At 57.8% G+C, this 13,881-nt stretch carries 15 protein-coding genes and 2 pseudogenes; 11 read left to right on the forward strand and 6 right to left on the reverse strand.

What is annotated here, in order from left to right:
• The first annotated feature begins 140 nt into the window (after positions 1 to 140).
• From ACYZT0_RS03220 to ACYZT0_RS03230, 3 genes are all read left to right on the forward strand, one after another.
• Positions 141 to 1,334 carry a CaiB/BaiF CoA transferase family protein gene (locus tag ACYZT0_RS03220; protein ID WP_462044599.1) on the forward strand — a complete coding sequence of 398 codons (1,194 nt, stop codon included), beginning with the start codon at positions 141 to 143 and terminating at the stop codon, positions 1,332 to 1,334.
• Positions 1,331 to 2,257 carry a hydroxymethylglutaryl-CoA lyase gene (locus ACYZT0_RS03225; RefSeq protein ID WP_462044600.1) on the forward strand — a complete coding sequence of 309 codons (927 nt, stop codon included), beginning with the start codon at positions 1,331 to 1,333 and terminating at the stop codon, positions 2,255 to 2,257. The genes ACYZT0_RS03220 and ACYZT0_RS03225 overlap by 4 nt, the downstream gene beginning before the upstream one ends.
• Positions 2,258 to 2,450: 193 nt before the next feature.
• Positions 2,451 to 3,782: an MFS transporter gene (locus tag ACYZT0_RS03230; RefSeq protein ID WP_462044601.1), complete on the forward strand. Its 1,332-nt coding sequence runs from the start codon at positions 2,451 to 2,453 to the stop codon at positions 3,780 to 3,782.
• Between the two features lie 183 nt (positions 3,783 to 3,965).
• Here ACYZT0_RS03230 and ACYZT0_RS03235 read toward each other — a convergent pair whose 3' ends face one another.
• On the reverse strand, positions 3,966 to 4,454 hold the full coding sequence (locus ACYZT0_RS03235) for a DMT family transporter (protein ID WP_462044602.1): 489 nt from the start codon (positions 4,452 to 4,454) through the stop codon (positions 3,966 to 3,968).
• Positions 4,455 to 4,531: 77 nt separating this feature from the next.
• Between ACYZT0_RS03235 and ACYZT0_RS03240 the strand changes: the two genes are divergently transcribed.
• Positions 4,532 to 5,443: a LysR substrate-binding domain-containing protein gene (locus ACYZT0_RS03240; protein WP_462044603.1), complete on the forward strand. Its 912-nt coding sequence runs from the start codon at positions 4,532 to 4,534 to the stop codon at positions 5,441 to 5,443.
• Positions 5,444 to 5,475: 32 nt separating this feature from the next.
• Here ACYZT0_RS03240 and ACYZT0_RS03245 read toward each other — a convergent pair.
• Positions 5,476 to 5,757: pseudogene (locus tag ACYZT0_RS03245) on the reverse strand (type II toxin-antitoxin system RelE/ParE family toxin); the annotation flags it as partial.
• The gene (locus ACYZT0_RS03250; RefSeq protein ID WP_462044604.1) at positions 5,747 to 5,986 is read right to left on the reverse strand and encodes a CopG family ribbon-helix-helix protein; all 240 of its coding nucleotides are present in this window, start codon (positions 5,984 to 5,986) and stop codon (positions 5,747 to 5,749) included. The gene ACYZT0_RS03250 and the pseudogene ACYZT0_RS03245, both read right to left, overlap by 11 nt.
• 199 nt (positions 5,987 to 6,185) lie before the next feature.
• Between ACYZT0_RS03250 and fos the strand changes: the two genes are divergently transcribed.
• From fos to ACYZT0_RS03275, 5 genes are all read left to right on the forward strand, one after another.
• Positions 6,186 to 6,602: a fosfomycin resistance glutathione transferase gene (gene fos, locus ACYZT0_RS03255; RefSeq protein ID WP_462046498.1), complete on the forward strand. Its 417-nt coding sequence runs from the start codon at positions 6,186 to 6,188 to the stop codon at positions 6,600 to 6,602.
• Between the two features lie 63 nt (positions 6,603 to 6,665).
• Complete coding sequence (locus ACYZT0_RS03260; protein WP_462044605.1) at positions 6,666 to 7,304, forward strand: LysE family translocator; 639 nt, start codon at positions 6,666 to 6,668, stop codon at positions 7,302 to 7,304.
• Positions 7,305 to 7,406: 102 nt separating this feature from the next.
• Positions 7,407 to 8,756 carry a sensor domain-containing protein gene (locus ACYZT0_RS03265; protein ID WP_462044606.1) on the forward strand — a complete coding sequence of 450 codons (1,350 nt, stop codon included), beginning with the start codon at positions 7,407 to 7,409 and terminating at the stop codon, positions 8,754 to 8,756.
• A 115-nt stretch (positions 8,757 to 8,871) separates the two neighbouring features.
• Positions 8,872 to 9,030 carry a stress protein gene (locus ACYZT0_RS03270; RefSeq protein ID WP_462044607.1) on the forward strand — a complete coding sequence of 53 codons (159 nt, stop codon included), beginning with the start codon at positions 8,872 to 8,874 and terminating at the stop codon, positions 9,028 to 9,030.
• Between the two features lie 73 nt (positions 9,031 to 9,103).
• A complete protein-coding gene (locus ACYZT0_RS03275) occupies positions 9,104 to 9,607 on the forward strand; it encodes a DUF4142 domain-containing protein (RefSeq protein ID WP_462044608.1) in 504 nt (167 codons plus the stop codon).
• A 42-nt stretch (positions 9,608 to 9,649) separates the two neighbouring features.
• On the opposite strand, the gene ACYZT0_RS03280 is transcribed toward ACYZT0_RS03275, so the two are convergent.
• The gene (locus ACYZT0_RS03280; protein WP_462044609.1) at positions 9,650 to 10,060 is read right to left on the reverse strand and encodes a low affinity iron permease family protein; all 411 of its coding nucleotides are present in this window, start codon (positions 10,058 to 10,060) and stop codon (positions 9,650 to 9,652) included.
• 511 nt (positions 10,061 to 10,571) lie between these two features.
• Here ACYZT0_RS03280 and ACYZT0_RS03285 point away from each other — a divergent pair.
• A complete protein-coding gene (locus ACYZT0_RS03285; RefSeq protein ID WP_462044610.1) occupies positions 10,572 to 11,657 on the forward strand; it encodes a type I restriction endonuclease in 1,086 nt (361 codons plus the stop codon).
• A gap of 62 nt (positions 11,658 to 11,719) precedes the next feature.
• On the opposite strand, the gene ACYZT0_RS03290 is transcribed toward ACYZT0_RS03285, so the two are convergent.
• Both ACYZT0_RS03290 and ACYZT0_RS03295 read right to left on the reverse strand, forming a co-directional pair.
• Entirely contained in the window at positions 11,720 to 12,205 is a 486-nt protein-coding gene (locus ACYZT0_RS03290) for an AidA/PixA family protein (protein ID WP_462044611.1), read from the reverse strand.
• Positions 12,206 to 12,210: 5 nt separating this feature from the next.
• Positions 12,211 to 12,416, reverse strand: a pseudogene (locus ACYZT0_RS03295) (AidA/PixA family protein); the annotation flags it as partial.
• Positions 12,417 to 12,888: 472 nt separating this feature from the next.
• Between ACYZT0_RS03295 and tam the strand changes: the two are divergent.
• A complete protein-coding gene (gene tam, locus ACYZT0_RS03300; protein ID WP_462044612.1) occupies positions 12,889 to 13,659 on the forward strand; it encodes a trans-aconitate 2-methyltransferase in 771 nt (256 codons plus the stop codon).
• Positions 13,660 to 13,881 lie beyond the last annotated feature (222 nt).

The raw sequence follows: 13,881 nt of genomic DNA on the forward strand, positions 1-13,881 counted from the left end.
CGCGAAGGCGGCCTCAAGGTCGGTATTTTCCATGGCGTTCGCGTTTCGCGAACGTTCGTTGCCAACTGAAGGTTGGATTCCTGGCCCCGTGGTCCTCTAGCCTTGGCTCATATTCCAAGAACGACATGAGGTACCCCGCGATGACTGCCCCTTTAAGTGCAATCAAAGTGATCGAGATCGGCACGCTGATCGCTGCGCCGTTCGCCGCGCGCATGCTCGCCGAGTTCGGCGCCGAAGTGATCAAGATCGAAGCCATGGGTCAGGGCGACCCGCTGCGCAAATGGCGCAAGCTGCACGAAGGCACGTCGCTGTGGTGGTACCTGCAATCGCGAAACAAGAAGTCCCTCGCACTGAATCTCAAATCACCCGAAGGCATTGAACTGGTCAAGCAACTGGCGACCAGCGCCGACGTGCTGATCGAAAACCTGCGCCCCGGCGCCCTGGAGAAACTCGGTCTGGGCTGGGACGTGTTGCACGCCCTCAATCCCAACCTGACGCTGGTGCGCATTTCCGGTTACGGCCAGACCGGCCCGTACCGCGATCGTCCGGGCTTCGGCGCTATCGGCGAGGCCATGGGCGGGATCCGTTACACCACCGGCACCCCCGGTTCACCGCCGGCGCGGGTTGGCGTCAGCCTCGGCGATTCCCTGGCTTCGTTGCACGCGGTGATCGGTGCCTTGATGTCGCTGCTGCGGGTCAAGACCGGGCAGGGCGGCGGGCAAGTCGTCGATGTGTCCCTGGCTGAAAGTGTGTTCAACGTCATGGAAAGCCTGGTGCCGGAATACGACATGCTGGGTCATGTTCGTGAACGCAGCGGCGGAGCCTTGCCGGGCATCGCGCCGTCCAATACGTACCTGACGGCCGATGGCGCCTACGTTGTGATCGCCGGCAACAGCGACCCGATCTACAAGCGTTTGATGGAAGCCATCGGTCGCCGTGATCTGGCCGATGCGCCGGAATTTGCCCACAACGACGGTCGTGCCGCCAAGAGCAACGTGCTCGATGCGGCAATCACTCACTGGACCAGCAGCCTGCCGATCGACGAGGTGTTGTCGGCGCTGGAAGCTGCCGAAGTACCGGCCGGGCGCATTTATTCGGTGGCCGACATCGTCGCCGATCCGCACTATCAGGCGCGGGACATGCTGCTCAACGCCGACCTGCCCGGCGGCACCACGGTGAAGATGCCGGGCATCGTGCCGAAACTCTCCGAAACCCCCGGTGGTGTGAACTGGTCCGGACCTACGTTGGGCCAGCACACCGACGGCATCCTCGCGGGGCTTGGCCTCACGAGATTGGACATCGAACGGCTGAAAGCTGAAGGGGTGGTGCAATGATCACTGCTTTTTCCGAGACCCTGATTGTTCAGGAAGTCTCCCCCCGCGACGGCTTGCAGATCGAGCCCACTTGGGTCGAAACCGTCGACAAGATTGCCTTGATCGATCAGCTGTCGCTGGCCGGTTTCAGCCGCATCGAAGCAGGCTCGTTCGTTTCCCCCAAGGCGATACCGGCGCTGCGCGATGGTGAACTGGTGTTCAAGGGCATCACCCGGCAACCGGGGGTGATCTACGTCGCGTTGATCCCCAACCTGAAAGGCGCGCAACGGGCACTGGCGACCAGGGCCGACGAGCTGAATCTGGTGATGTCCGCCAGCCAGACCCACAACCTGGCGAATATGCGCATGCGTTGCGAAGCGTCATTGGCCGCGTTCGGCGAGATAGTGCAATACGTTTCCGGGACGAAGGTGCGCCTCAACGGCAGCATCGCCACCACCTTTGGCTGCCCGTTTGAAGGCAAGATCGATGAGGATCGCGTGCTGCAAATCGTCGAGGCTTATCAGGAACTCGGGATCCAGGGCATTACCCTGGCCGACACCACCGGCATGGCCAATCCGCGGCAGGTTGATCGTCTGGTGCGGCGGGTCTTGCAGCGAGTTTCGCCCGCTGATCTGACCCTGCATTTCCACAACACTCGCGGGCTCGGTCTGTGTAACGTACTGGCCGCCTACGAGGCCGGTGCCCGACGCTTCGACGCGGCACTGGGCGGGCTCGGCGGTTGCCCGTTTGCGCCGGGTGCCTCGGGCAATATTTGCACCGAAGACTTGGTCAACCTGTGCGATGAAATCGGCATTCATACCGGCATTGATGTGCCGCTGTTGCTGAAGCTATCCCGAGGGTTGCCGGCGCTGCTCGGCCACGAAGTGCCCGGTCAGTTGGCCAAGGCTGGACGCAATTGCGATCTGCACCCGACACCTTCTTAAACACACCGAATAACCCTTGTAGGAGCGAGGCTTGCCCGCGAAGGCGGTGTGTCAGTCTCCATCAATGCTGAATGGCAAACCGCCTTCGCGGGCAAGTCGGATCGCCGCATCGCTCGCTCCTACAGAAAGCAGCATCTCAACCAGACAACAAAAACAATCGGACACCCACGGGAAGTCCGCCTGGAGAAACATCATGAGCCTTAATGTACTGGAGGCGGGCGCGAGCCCGTCCGTTAGCCACGACGAAGAAAAAGCCCTGGTCAGCAAAGTCGCCTGGCGCCTGATGCCGTTGATCATGGTCTGCTACCTGTTCGCGTTTTTCGACCGCATCAACATCAGCTTTGCCAAGTTCCAGCTGCAGACCGACCTGAGCCTGAGCGACACCGCTTACGGCCTCGGCGCCGGGCTGTTCGTGGTCGGCTATGTGATCTTCGAAGTGCCGAGCAACATGATGCTCTACAAGGTCGGCGCCCGGCGCTGGATCGCCCGGATCATGATGTCCTGGGGAGTCGCCACCGCCCTCATGGTCTTCGTCAACAGCGAATGGCAGTTCTACGCCCTGCGCTTCGTCATCGGCGCAATGGAGGCGGGTTTTGCGCCGGGTGTTCTGTATTACCTGACGCTGTGGTTCCCGCAGCACTATCGCGGGCGGATCACGTCGATGTTGTTTCTGTCATCGGCGTTTGCCGGACTGGTTGGCGCACCGTTCTCCGGGCTGGTGTTGCAACACCTCGACGGCTTTATGGATATGCGCGGCTGGCACTGGCTGTTTCTGCTGGGCGGCGTGCCTTGCATCGGCCTTGGCTTGCTGGTGCTGACGTTGCTCAAGGACCGCATCGAAGACGCCCATTGGCTGACGCCGTCGGAGAAGACGTTACTAGCCAGCCGTATCGCTCACCATGAACCGCACAAGAGTGGCGGCTCATTGCTCGCCGCGCTGCGGATTCCGGGTTTCCTGACCCTGGGGCTGATCTATTTCCTGATTCAAGTGGCGTCCTACGGCTTGAACTTCTGGGCCCCGCAACTGATTCGCAGCGCCGGCACCGAGAGCCCGGTGATGATTGGTTTGCTGACCGCCATCCCTTACATCTGCGGCGCCATCAGCATGGTGGTGATCGGGCGGTTGTCCGATTCGACCGGTGAACGGCGCAAGTTTGTCGCAGGGTTAGTCGCGGTGGGCGCGGTGGGGTTCTTCTGTGCGGGAATCTTCGCTAACCACACGACTTTCCTGATTGTCGCGCTGGGCTTGCTCGGTGCCGGGATCATCGCGTCCATCCCGAGCTTCTGGACCTTGCCGCCAAAACTGCTGGCCGGTGCCGGCGCAGGGGCTGCCGGTGGGATCGCGGTGATCAACACCCTCGGCCAGTTCGGCGGCATTGTCAGCCCGGTCATGGTCGGGCGAATCAAGGACCTGACGGGCAGCACCACGCCGGCGCTGTATGTCATTGGCGTCGCTGCGCTGATCGCCGTTGCGCTGCTGATGTGGGGGTTGCCGCAGAAGCTGCGCACGCTCGACAAGTTTTAAAAAATCGCAGGCTACGCCAGCCCCTGCATGGACCACGCATCCTTGTAGGAGTTGGTGCAGCCTGCAATTTTTTGATCTGGTTTGATCGTTCCCATGCTCTGCGTGGGAATGCAGCCCGTGACGCTCCGCGTCACTGGACGCGGAGCGTCCCTAGAGGCATTCCCACGCAGAGCATGGGAACGATCAGGATGTCGCGATCACCGCTTTGGCCGGCATATCACCGAACTGAACCAACAGCACACCGGCAATCAACAACACCGCCCCAAACACCCGCGGCAACGTCATTTGCCGTTCCATCAAGCCAAACAATCCGAAGTGATCCAGCACCAGCGAAGCCACCACCTGTCCCGCCAGCGCCAAAGCAATAAAGCCCGACGCCCCAAGCTTGGGCAGCAGCATCAGCGCCAACGAGATAAAACACACCCCGAACGCACCACCAGCCCACATCCACAGCGGCGCCTTGGTGATGAACGCCAGTGATGGCAGCGGCAATCGCATCGCCAACATAATCGGCAACACCACCACGATACTCACCAATAACGACGCGAGCGTCGCCCATAACGGATGACCCAACCCACGCGTGAGATTGGCGTTGATCGCGCTTTGAAAAGGCACCACCGCCCCAGCAATCACGGCCAGCAGCAACAGCCCAGCCCAATGCAACGTACTCATGATCATTCTCCAACAGGTTTTTCTGGACTCTAGAGTATTCGTCGCGCAGATTTAAATTCCAAATTGCTATCCAGAACATGCATCAGATGAATGATCTTCGGCGCATCGACCTCAACTTGTTGGTGATTCTCGACGCCCTGCTCAGCGAGCAACACGTGACCCGTGCCGCCGAGCGTTTGCACCTGAGTCAGCCGGCCGTCAGTCATGCCTTGGCGCGACTACGTGATCTGCTCGGCGATCCTTTGTTGGTGCGGGCGGGCGCCAGCCTCGTACCCACACCGCGAGCCCTGGAGTTGATGGCGCCTTTGGCCGAAGCCCTGGCTCAGGTGCAATCGCTGCTGGCACCGAATACTTTCGATCCGGCCACCGCCAAGCGCACCTTCCGCCTGGCGATGTCCGACTATGGCGCTGCCATCGTCCTGCCGAGGTTGATACGGACCTTGCGCCGGGAAGCACCGGGCATCGACCTGCAAATCAGCCACGCCAGCCGCGAAGGCATGCTCGATGCTGTGCTCAACGGCGACATCGACATGGCGGCAGGCGTCTTTCCAGAGCTGCCGAACGAATTGCGCAGCACCCCGCTGTTCGAAGAGCACTACGCCTGTCTGGTGGACCGCAACAGCTTGCCCGCCGATGGTGTCCTCGACCTGCCGACCTACCTCGCGCGGCCACACGTTCTGCTGGAAATGCGCGGCAGCGGCACCCCGGAAATCGAACGAGCCTTGACCGCACTGCGTGAACGCCGCCGAGTCGCGATCAGCCTGCCGCACTGGAGCGTCGCCCCGGAATTCATCAGCGGCACGGACCTGATTCTTACCGTTGCTTCACGTGGGCTGCGCGAGATTGATGAGCGGTCGTTGATTGTTGTTCCGCCGCCGTTTCATATCCCGTCGTTTACATTTGTGTTGGTTTGGCACAAGCGGCGGGGCGGGGATCAGGCGTTGAACTGGTTGAATGGGCGGATTGGGGAGGGGATTAGGCACGGATGACGTTCTATCCAGCCCTGATTTTGTAGTGTTTGCCAACTGGTGGGCGGAAGACGTCTGGTATGGAAGACCCTTAGTACCTGCAGGCGTCCTTGGCGAACTCGATAGGGAATTAGATAAGGTCGGTCTGGCAAGACCCATTCTCGAGTGCCGGGCAGGCGGCCTTCACGGCCGGTTGCCGGGAAGCGTGCAAGGTGATCGACGCTGGCAAGGATGGCTTGGACGAAGTCCGCTGCGGCTTCCGGATTCTCAATTGCTATATAAGCAGCTTCGTCATCGAGATTTTTTAATGCGGTACGCAACCACTCAACGCGCATTGGCAGTCCACTTATCGGAGATTGCTTTCACTTCCTCAGGTGTCGCGAAGTCTCCTGCGTCTGCTTCCTTCAGAGCTTTTTGAATTTCTTCGATTTGCCAGGCTTCCCGTGCTAGGTATTCACGTAACGCATCCACGGCAAGAAATGACTTGCTGCGGCCAGTGGCCTTGGAAAGATTGGCGAGGGTATCGGCGATTTCGTCTGGCAGACGTAAAGACATGACGGACATGACGGTCTCGATGTAGTGGTTTGTAATACAACATACTACATCGTCGTGCAGGGGAGGACGCTACCTCCATTCGTCTGTTGTAACAATTGGTTGAACGGACACTCCGAGCCGGGGATAGATCTGAAAAAAACACAGATTACGCTGAGCTACGATGGCAAACATTACGTCGTGCCTGAAGAACTCAAAGGTTACCAACAACATGCTCACCGGCCTCAACCACCTGACCCTTGCCGTCACCGACCTGAACCCCAGCGTGGCGTTCTATCAAGATCTGTTGCAGTTGCGCCTCGAAGCCTCTTGGGACACCGGCGCCTATCTTTCACTGTCGGGTTTGTGGCTTTGTCTGTCTGTTGATCCGCTGCGCAGCTCTAAGCCTGCCGCCGATTACACCCACTACGCCTTCACCGTCAGCGCAGCGGATTTCCCCTTGTTCGTCGAACGCCTGCAATCGGCCAACGTGCAGGAATGGCGCGACAACCGTAGCGAAGGCGCGTCCTTCTATTTTCTCGACCCGGACGGCCACAAACTCGAAGCCCACATCGGTGACCTGGCGTCTCGGCTGGCAGCCTGTCGCGAGCGTCCGTATGCGGGCATGAAGCTCTTCGACGATCAGTAAGTCGATCGCCGGAGACCTGAGATAGACTTGCGTGCATTCGCCCAAGCTCAACAGGACTCCCCCATGACCCCATCGCTGCTAATGGCCGTTCTCGCCTCGGGCTTTATCTACGGCATCACGCCGGGGCCGGGTGTGTTAGCGGTGTTCGGCATCGGTGCGGCGCGTGGTCGGAGGGCAGGGGCGGGGTTTCTCTGCGGGCATTTGCTGGGAGATGTGGTCTGGTGCAGCACTGCGCTGATCGCGATTGTCGGTGCGCGGGAAATCGGCAGTACCGCGTTCGATGTGCTTGGCGTGTTCAGCGGGCTGTATCTGTTCTGGCTCGGCCTGCGCGCGGTTCGCGCTCGTCGCAGCATTGTCGAGGCGCCACAGGGGGCGGCGCGGCAGCCGTTCTGGCACGGCATTCTGTTTGGCCTGACCAATCCAAAGGCATACCCCGTGGCGGTGGCGACGTTCACTGCGCTGCTGTCCAGCCGTGCCGAATTGCTTCATTGGTCGATGCTGCCGTGGTTGATTGTCCTGAGCTTCGTCGGTGGCCTCATGGCCTACGCTATCCTCATTGCTATTGTCGGAGCGCGACAGGTGCGCAATGTGTACCAGCGCCATGAGCTGTTGATCACCCGGCTGTGTGGGGTGATGTTTATCGGTTTCGCCATCAACGCCCTGGCGCATGCATTGCCGGGACTGGTGGCGAACAAGGCTTGAAACTGATCGCAGGGAAGCGTCAGTTGCAACGTCATCGCACGGGCGTATGACCGGTCAGGGATGGTTTTTAATGCTGCACTGTTCGGACATGCGCCCTGCACCATGGCAACCAGAAATTCCGCACCGTCGGCGAGTTATATCGATCTCTTGCTGGACGCCGTCTGTGCGGTCGACACACAAGGTCGCTTCGTATTTGTCAGCGCGGCCTGCGAGCGTATTTTCGGGTATACCCCCGAAGAGCTGATCGGCCAGCCGATGATCGACTTGGTGCATCCCGCCGATCGTCAGCGCACCCTCGACGCCGCGCGAGAGATCATGGGCGGCGAACCCAAGCTCAATTTCGAAAACCGCTACCTGCGCAAGGATGGCCGAGTGGTGCACATCCTCTGGTCGGCACGCTGGTCGGAGGTCGACCAATTGCGCATCGCCGTGGCACGCGACATCACCGAGCGCAAGCAGGCCGAGTCTCGACAAGCGGCGCTGTATGCGATCTCCGAAGCCGCCCACGCGGCGGAAGATTTGCTGGCGCTGTTCAAGCGCGTCCATTTGATTATCGGTGAATGGCTGCCGGCACTGAATTTCTCCGTGGCGCTGTATGACGAACACTGCGAGCAGCTGAACTTCCCCTATCACGTCGATGACAATGAGCTGCAACCCGAGCAGCCTGGGACTATCACGGGACGTCTCTGCGCCGAGGTGATTCGCAGTGGCCAGCCGATTCTGCTGACCCCGGATCAGGACAACTTGCCGGAAGGGTTTGCGGCGCTGGTCGCGAGCCAGCATTCTCCCTGCTGGCTGGGCGTGCCGTTGAGTTCACAAAACGGCACCATCGGTGCGCTGATCGTTAAAAGCGTGCCCGGTGGCGAGCGCTACACCGAACAGGACAAGGAGTTGCTGCAATACGTGTGCGCCCAGGTCGCGACCGCCATCGAACGCAAGCAATTGCATGCCCGACTGCAGCGCATGGCGCAATACGATCAACTGACCCAGCTGCCCAATCGCGAATTGCTCCGTGACCGGCTCAAAGCTTCGCTGGCCCTGGCCCGGGCGGACAGCGGCCGAATGGCGTTGCTGTACGTCGATCTCGACCGCTTCAAAGAAGTTAACGACACCCACGGCCATGCGGTGGGCGACATGCTGCTGCAAGCGGTCGCCAATCGACTCAAAGGCTGCGTGCGCGAAACCGACACGGTGGCGCGCATCGGCGGTGATGAGTTTGTGGTGTTGTTGCACAGCATCCACGCTTCGGAAGACGCCGACAGCGTGGCGGGTAAAATCCTTCAAGTCCTGGCTCAACCCCTGCGCCTGGATGGCCACAGCCTCATCATCCAGACGAGCATCGGCGTTGCGCGATACCCCGACCACGGCACCGAAGAGAAGCAGTTGTTCCGACACGCCGACGAGGCGATGTACACCGCCAAACGCCAGCATCACCTGCGCACCGGGGTCTGAGCTTCGTCACCGTTCGTCGCGGCGATGCCAGGTTTTCTAAACCTTTTTGGACATTGAAATTCTGATCTTATGCGGGCTCCTGCTCGCCGCGATCATTACCAAGAGGTAGAGAATCATGCCTAATTCAAGAAACTCGAACTCGGGAAACACCCCCAACGATCGAACGAAGGCGTCTGAAGCCGGTCGCAAAGGTGGGAAAACTACCACCACGACTGTCGATAAAGACCCTGCGAAACCAGATATGGGCCGCAAAGGTGATCAGAAGTCGAAGTAGTGGTGGAGGTAGTTTTGATTGAGAGGCGGGAGCGTAAGCTCCCGTTTGAATTTTTTACGAGGAGGGCGCGACCATGAGCCGGATGGCCACCCGATTACGCAATGCCAGTTTTGCCACGTTACTGGGCCTGTGTGCCAGCAGTGCCTTTGCCCAGTCCCCCGCCGAATTCATCAACGATGTGTCGGCCAAAGGCATGGCCGATATCGAAGCCAGCCGCCTGGCGCACCAGAAAACCGAATCCAAAGAGGTCAAGGACTACACCATCGTCGTCATCAATGACCGCACCACCGCTAACCAGCATCTGGCGAAAATCGCCAAGCAACTCGATTTGCCGGTGGCACCGCGCGAAGAGGTCGTCGATAAAGCCAAAGCCTTGATGCCGCAAGTGAAGGACGGCGCGAGCTTCGACCAGGCCTACGCGACCAGTCAGGTGAAAACCACCCAGGAAGCCATCGAACAGCTTCAACAGGAAGCTCAGACCACCGACGTGCCTGAAATCAAAGCCTTTGCCGAGGAAACCCTGCCCAAACTGCAGAACCACCTGCAAATGGCCAGGGCGTTGCAAGCTAGCCGATAGTTGTCCGGTGCGCGGGTGACCTGGTCCCCCGCGAATCCTGGATCAACTCTGATTCAGATCCTGCTTCTTGGTGGCCTGGGCGACGGTACCGTCCAGTGAAATCGTTTCGCCCTCGCCAAGTTGCCGATACTGCTTTCTCAGCGCTTCCAACTGTTTCAGATCCAGCGATTCGAGCCCCAGCATCGCGTTCTGCGCCTCCTTCGTCACCCGCAGTAACTCATCGACCTTCAAGTGCAAAATGTCCGTGTCGCGGTTCTGAGTGTTCTGGATCAGGAACACCATCAGGAACGTGATGATGGTGGTCGAAGTATTGATGATCAGCTGCCAAGTGTCGTTGAAGTGAAAAACAGGCCCGCTCAGGCCCCACAGGAAAATCAGAACAATCGCCCCTATGAACGTCTTGGGGCTGCCCGCCCACAGGGCCAGTTTCTGAGCGACTTTTGCGAATTTCATTGCCATGTTCCTTATAGGGATGCGTCTGAATTTGTGACAGCGCGGGCATGATGAAAATTCTGCTTACATTTAATCATTCATCCTGATCGGCTTTTCTGTCGGGACCATCCACGCTCATCGCGCCGGGCGCAATCCGGCGCAACCAACTCACCAAGACGTGGGTCACTACATTCAGACCCCCAGACTCCGGAGAACGACATGAACCTAGCCCGTACCCTTTGCCTTTGCTGCTGCCTGTTCGCGTTGCAAGGCTGCTTCGACAATTCTGATAACGAAACCAAGGACAACACTGATGGCTCCAAGTCTTCAGTGCAGATGCAGGAGAAGGGAGATAAGTAGTGGTCGTGAACGCGGATTGTTGAGTGGTCGACGTCCCAATTTGCGAGGCGCGCTCATTGTTTTCTGATTCTTTGCCAGGAATCTTTCTTTGTGAAGGTTTGTGACTAGTATCAATGGCAGTCAATTTGCCAGCATGCAATATCACGGATCGAAACCAGATAAGAGGCCACTCATGGAATTCTTCGAAAAGTTATCAAGCTTAGCCGCCAAAGTTCGTTTGCAGAGCGCTGCAATTCAAACGGAAGAGGCGACCAAGAACGCTTTTGTGATGCCTTTTATCAGCACGGTACTGGGCTACGATGTCTTCGATCCGACCGAAGTGACCCCGGAGTTCGTCTGCGATATTGGAACGAAGAAGGGAGAAAAAATTGACTACGCAATCATGAAGGGCGGAGAGGTTCAGATCCTCATCGAGTGTAAAAAAATAGGCGAGCCGCTGCACATCAATCATGCCTCCCAGTTGTTTCGTTACTTCCATGTCACCAGCGCCCGAATCTCCATCCTTACCAACGGCCAGGTCTACAGGTTTTTCACTGACCTGGATGCGCCCAACAAGATGGACGAGAAACCCTTTCTTGAGCTCGACCTTCTGGATATCGACGAGTATTCCGTCCCCGAATTGGTAAAGCTCACCAAATCTGCGTTCGATGTGGATTCGATCATCAGCGCCGCAGGTGAGCTGAAGTACGTCAGCCAAATCAAAAAGGTCATTGCTTCACAAGTCAGCAAACCTGATGACGACTTTGTGAAAGTGTTCGCTTCACGTGTATATGACGGGGTGATTACTCAGAAGGTCCGTGAGCAATTCCATGAGCTAACGAGAAAAGCGGTGGTGCAGTTTCTCAACGACCAAATCAACGACAGGCTCAAGTCGGCCATGAGCGGTGCGATTCAACCAGCGTTGGCCTCATTGCCGGTTTCTTCCGGTGGTACTGAGCAGTCGGATGTTCGGGACGAGTCTGATGACAAGGTTCTGACAACCTTGGAAGAGCTGGAGGGATATCACATCGTCCGTGCCGTGGTTCGGTCAGTTGTCGATGCAAAGCGGATTGTTCAGCGTGACACACAGAGTTATTTCGGCATTCTGCTCGACGATAACAACCGTAAACCAATCTGCCGTCTGCACTTCAATCGTTCACAGAAATACATCGGCATATTTGATGAAGAGAAGAATGAAACCCGGCACGCAATAAATTCGATAGACGATATCTACGAATACTCGGATCACTTGAAGAAGACTGTTGGGTATTACGACTAGCCACGTTTACTGACAGGCGAAGAAAAACCGACCCATGAGGTCGGTTTTTTTTGGATTTCTGTTCACTCCACCAGCTGCACTTCCACCGCCCAACTGAAGTATCCCAACGGCTCGCAGTTTTTATTGATCAGCATGAAATTCAGAACGCACGCCTCAACCCCTGCGGAGAGCTGCTTGCAGTGCCAATAATGATCATCGGCCGTGTGGCTGCCCGGTTGGGTCGGGTTTGCGGGGTCGGGAGCGGGGACCGTCAGGTTTGCGTGTACCACCAGTTCTGGCGGTGAAAGTACCCCGGCTTTACCGACAGACATCTCGTAGAACACCACGCTGTGTTCGGCGAGCAGGCTGACGGTTCTGCCACGGATGTGAAAATTCATACCGTTGTTGGCGGTAAACATCATTAAGCTGTCATTAGTTGTACTTTGTTTGGTTTGGGTGCCACTGATGGCAAAGACAAATCCCTGCGCAATCTCGGTCGGTTTTTGCGGCTCTAGACTGAGCTGCGGATAACGTGAAAGCAGCGATTCGGCATCGACGATCAGCAGCACATTATTTGCCAGCGAATCAAGTCGCCTACCTGGGCTCTCAAGTTAAGTTCGCCGCCGGCCTGGCCGCTGACCACGTTGTTCTGATTGGTCACCATGTACACATGATTGACGTCGATCAGCGTTGGCGCGCAAGATTCTTGCTGAAGTTTGGGTAGTTTTTCAGAATGGTTTCAGTGTCGATGGAAACAAGTACATCCGTGACTTGAGACATAGTAACGCTCCATTTTCATAGTGAACGCCTGGCATCTTTCCAGGCACAACAACGCTTGCTTGCCTTGCGGCCGTTGCGAAAACACTACGGGCGGAACCCACCTGTCACGGGTATGAGCTGGCCTTGCTCCCTGCGTGAAAATTAATGGGTCGGGTTCCATCCGACTGGCCGCGATTGGACTATAGATGCCATTTTCATGCTGTCAAAATCGCTTATATGCTGGTTCGACGAACGATCGGTTTAGTTATGATTTCACACGATTTTGGCGATTAAAACCGCTCTCATTGTTATGTCGGCGCCAGTTGTACATCCGCACTAAGAGCCACGTAATAATGGCTGGTATTGGCAACGAGGGGGTTGGGTCAATTGACATCATTCGCCATAGGTCGGATAGGGCAGAGCACATCGGTCGGCGTATCGTAGCGAACCGTTATCTGCCCTGCCCATGACAACGCACCGACAGGAGAACGCAATGAGTTGGTCCGCCAAACAATACGTCGCTTTTGAAGATGAACGCACACGCCCCGCGCGTGACCTGCTGGCCGCGATACCTGCTGTGGAAGCGCGCTCGGCAATCGACATCGGTTGCGGCCCCGGCAATTCGACCGAGTTGCTGGTTGAGCGCTTCGCCGATGCCACGGTGCGTGGCCTGGACAGTTCGACCGATATGATCGCCGTAGCCCGCAAGCGCTTGCCGCGGGTGCAATTCGACACGGCTGACATCGATACCTGGAACGATCCGGGTCCGTTCGATGTGATCTTCGCCAACGCGGTGTTGCAGTGGGTGCCCGATCACGCGACGTTACTGCCTTCGCTGGCCGCCCGACTGACCCAGGGCGGCAGCCTGGCCATTCAGATGCCCGACAATCTCAACGAGCCGTCCCATCGGCTGATGCGCGAAGTCGCTGCCGATGGGCCGTGGGCCAGTAAATTGGCGGACGCCGCCGGGCAACGCACGGAAATGGCGAGCGCCAGCGATTACTACTCGATGCTGCGACCGCGCTGTGCGCGAGTCGACGTGTGGCGCACCACTTACCATCACCCCCTCGCGGGCGGCGCATCCGGTGTGGTCGAGTGGTTCAAGGGGAGCGGCTTGCTGCCATTTCTCGAACCGCTGAATGATGCGGAAAAAGCGCAATACCTCAAGCAGTACCAAGCCGCAATCGAGCAGGCGTATCCCGCCCTGAGCGATGGTTCGGTGCTATTGCCATTCCCGCGGTTGTTTATCGTCGCGACCCGTTAGTGCAAAAAGGGACGGATCACGTTGAACGTTATCTGTCCCTTTGCTTGGCACTCAAGTACTCAAAAATAAACGAAGCAAAGCCGAACAACCCAATCATCGAAATGATCATGATCCCCAACTCTGAATTGTCCATGTTGATCTCTAGGTGGGAGGTGAGCCGGCAGAATAAAGTATCTGTGGTCAGGCCCGACGCAGCGCTACTGCTTCTTTACCGGATTTCGG

The sequence above is a fragment of the Pseudomonas sp. ZS1P83 genome, from assembly GCF_054897825.1.

What these genes read in the sequence shown, in the direction of transcription:
- ACYZT0_RS03220 (WP_462044599.1), top strand. Translation starts at nt 141, where the DNA reads ATGACTGCCCCTTTAAGTGCAATCAAAGTGATCGAGATCGGCACGCTG.
- ACYZT0_RS03225 (WP_462044600.1), top strand. Translation starts at nt 1,331, where the DNA reads ATGATCACTGCTTTTTCCGAGACCCTGATTGTTCAGGAAGTCTCCCCC.
- ACYZT0_RS03230 (WP_462044601.1), top strand. Translation starts at nt 2,451, where the DNA reads ATGAGCCTTAATGTACTGGAGGCGGGCGCGAGCCCGTCCGTTAGCCAC.
- ACYZT0_RS03235 (WP_462044602.1), bottom strand. Translation starts at nt 4,454, where the DNA reads ATGAGTACGTTGCATTGGGCTGGGCTGTTGCTGCTGGCCGTGATTGCT.
- ACYZT0_RS03240 (WP_462044603.1), top strand. Translation starts at nt 4,532, where the DNA reads ATGCATCAGATGAATGATCTTCGGCGCATCGACCTCAACTTGTTGGTG.
- ACYZT0_RS03250 (WP_462044604.1), bottom strand. Translation starts at nt 5,986, where the DNA reads ATGTCCGTCATGTCTTTACGTCTGCCAGACGAAATCGCCGATACCCTC.
- fos (WP_462046498.1), top strand. Translation starts at nt 6,186, where the DNA reads ATGCTCACCGGCCTCAACCACCTGACCCTTGCCGTCACCGACCTGAAC.
- ACYZT0_RS03260 (WP_462044605.1), top strand. Translation starts at nt 6,666, where the DNA reads ATGACCCCATCGCTGCTAATGGCCGTTCTCGCCTCGGGCTTTATCTAC.
- ACYZT0_RS03265 (WP_462044606.1), top strand. Translation starts at nt 7,407, where the DNA reads ATGGCAACCAGAAATTCCGCACCGTCGGCGAGTTATATCGATCTCTTG.
- ACYZT0_RS03270 (WP_462044607.1), top strand. Translation starts at nt 8,872, where the DNA reads ATGCCTAATTCAAGAAACTCGAACTCGGGAAACACCCCCAACGATCGA.
- ACYZT0_RS03275 (WP_462044608.1), top strand. Translation starts at nt 9,104, where the DNA reads ATGAGCCGGATGGCCACCCGATTACGCAATGCCAGTTTTGCCACGTTA.
- ACYZT0_RS03280 (WP_462044609.1), bottom strand. Translation starts at nt 10,060, where the DNA reads ATGAAATTCGCAAAAGTCGCTCAGAAACTGGCCCTGTGGGCGGGCAGC.
- ACYZT0_RS03285 (WP_462044610.1), top strand. Translation starts at nt 10,572, where the DNA reads ATGGAATTCTTCGAAAAGTTATCAAGCTTAGCCGCCAAAGTTCGTTTG.
- tam (WP_462044612.1), top strand. Translation starts at nt 12,889, where the DNA reads ATGAGTTGGTCCGCCAAACAATACGTCGCTTTTGAAGATGAACGCACA.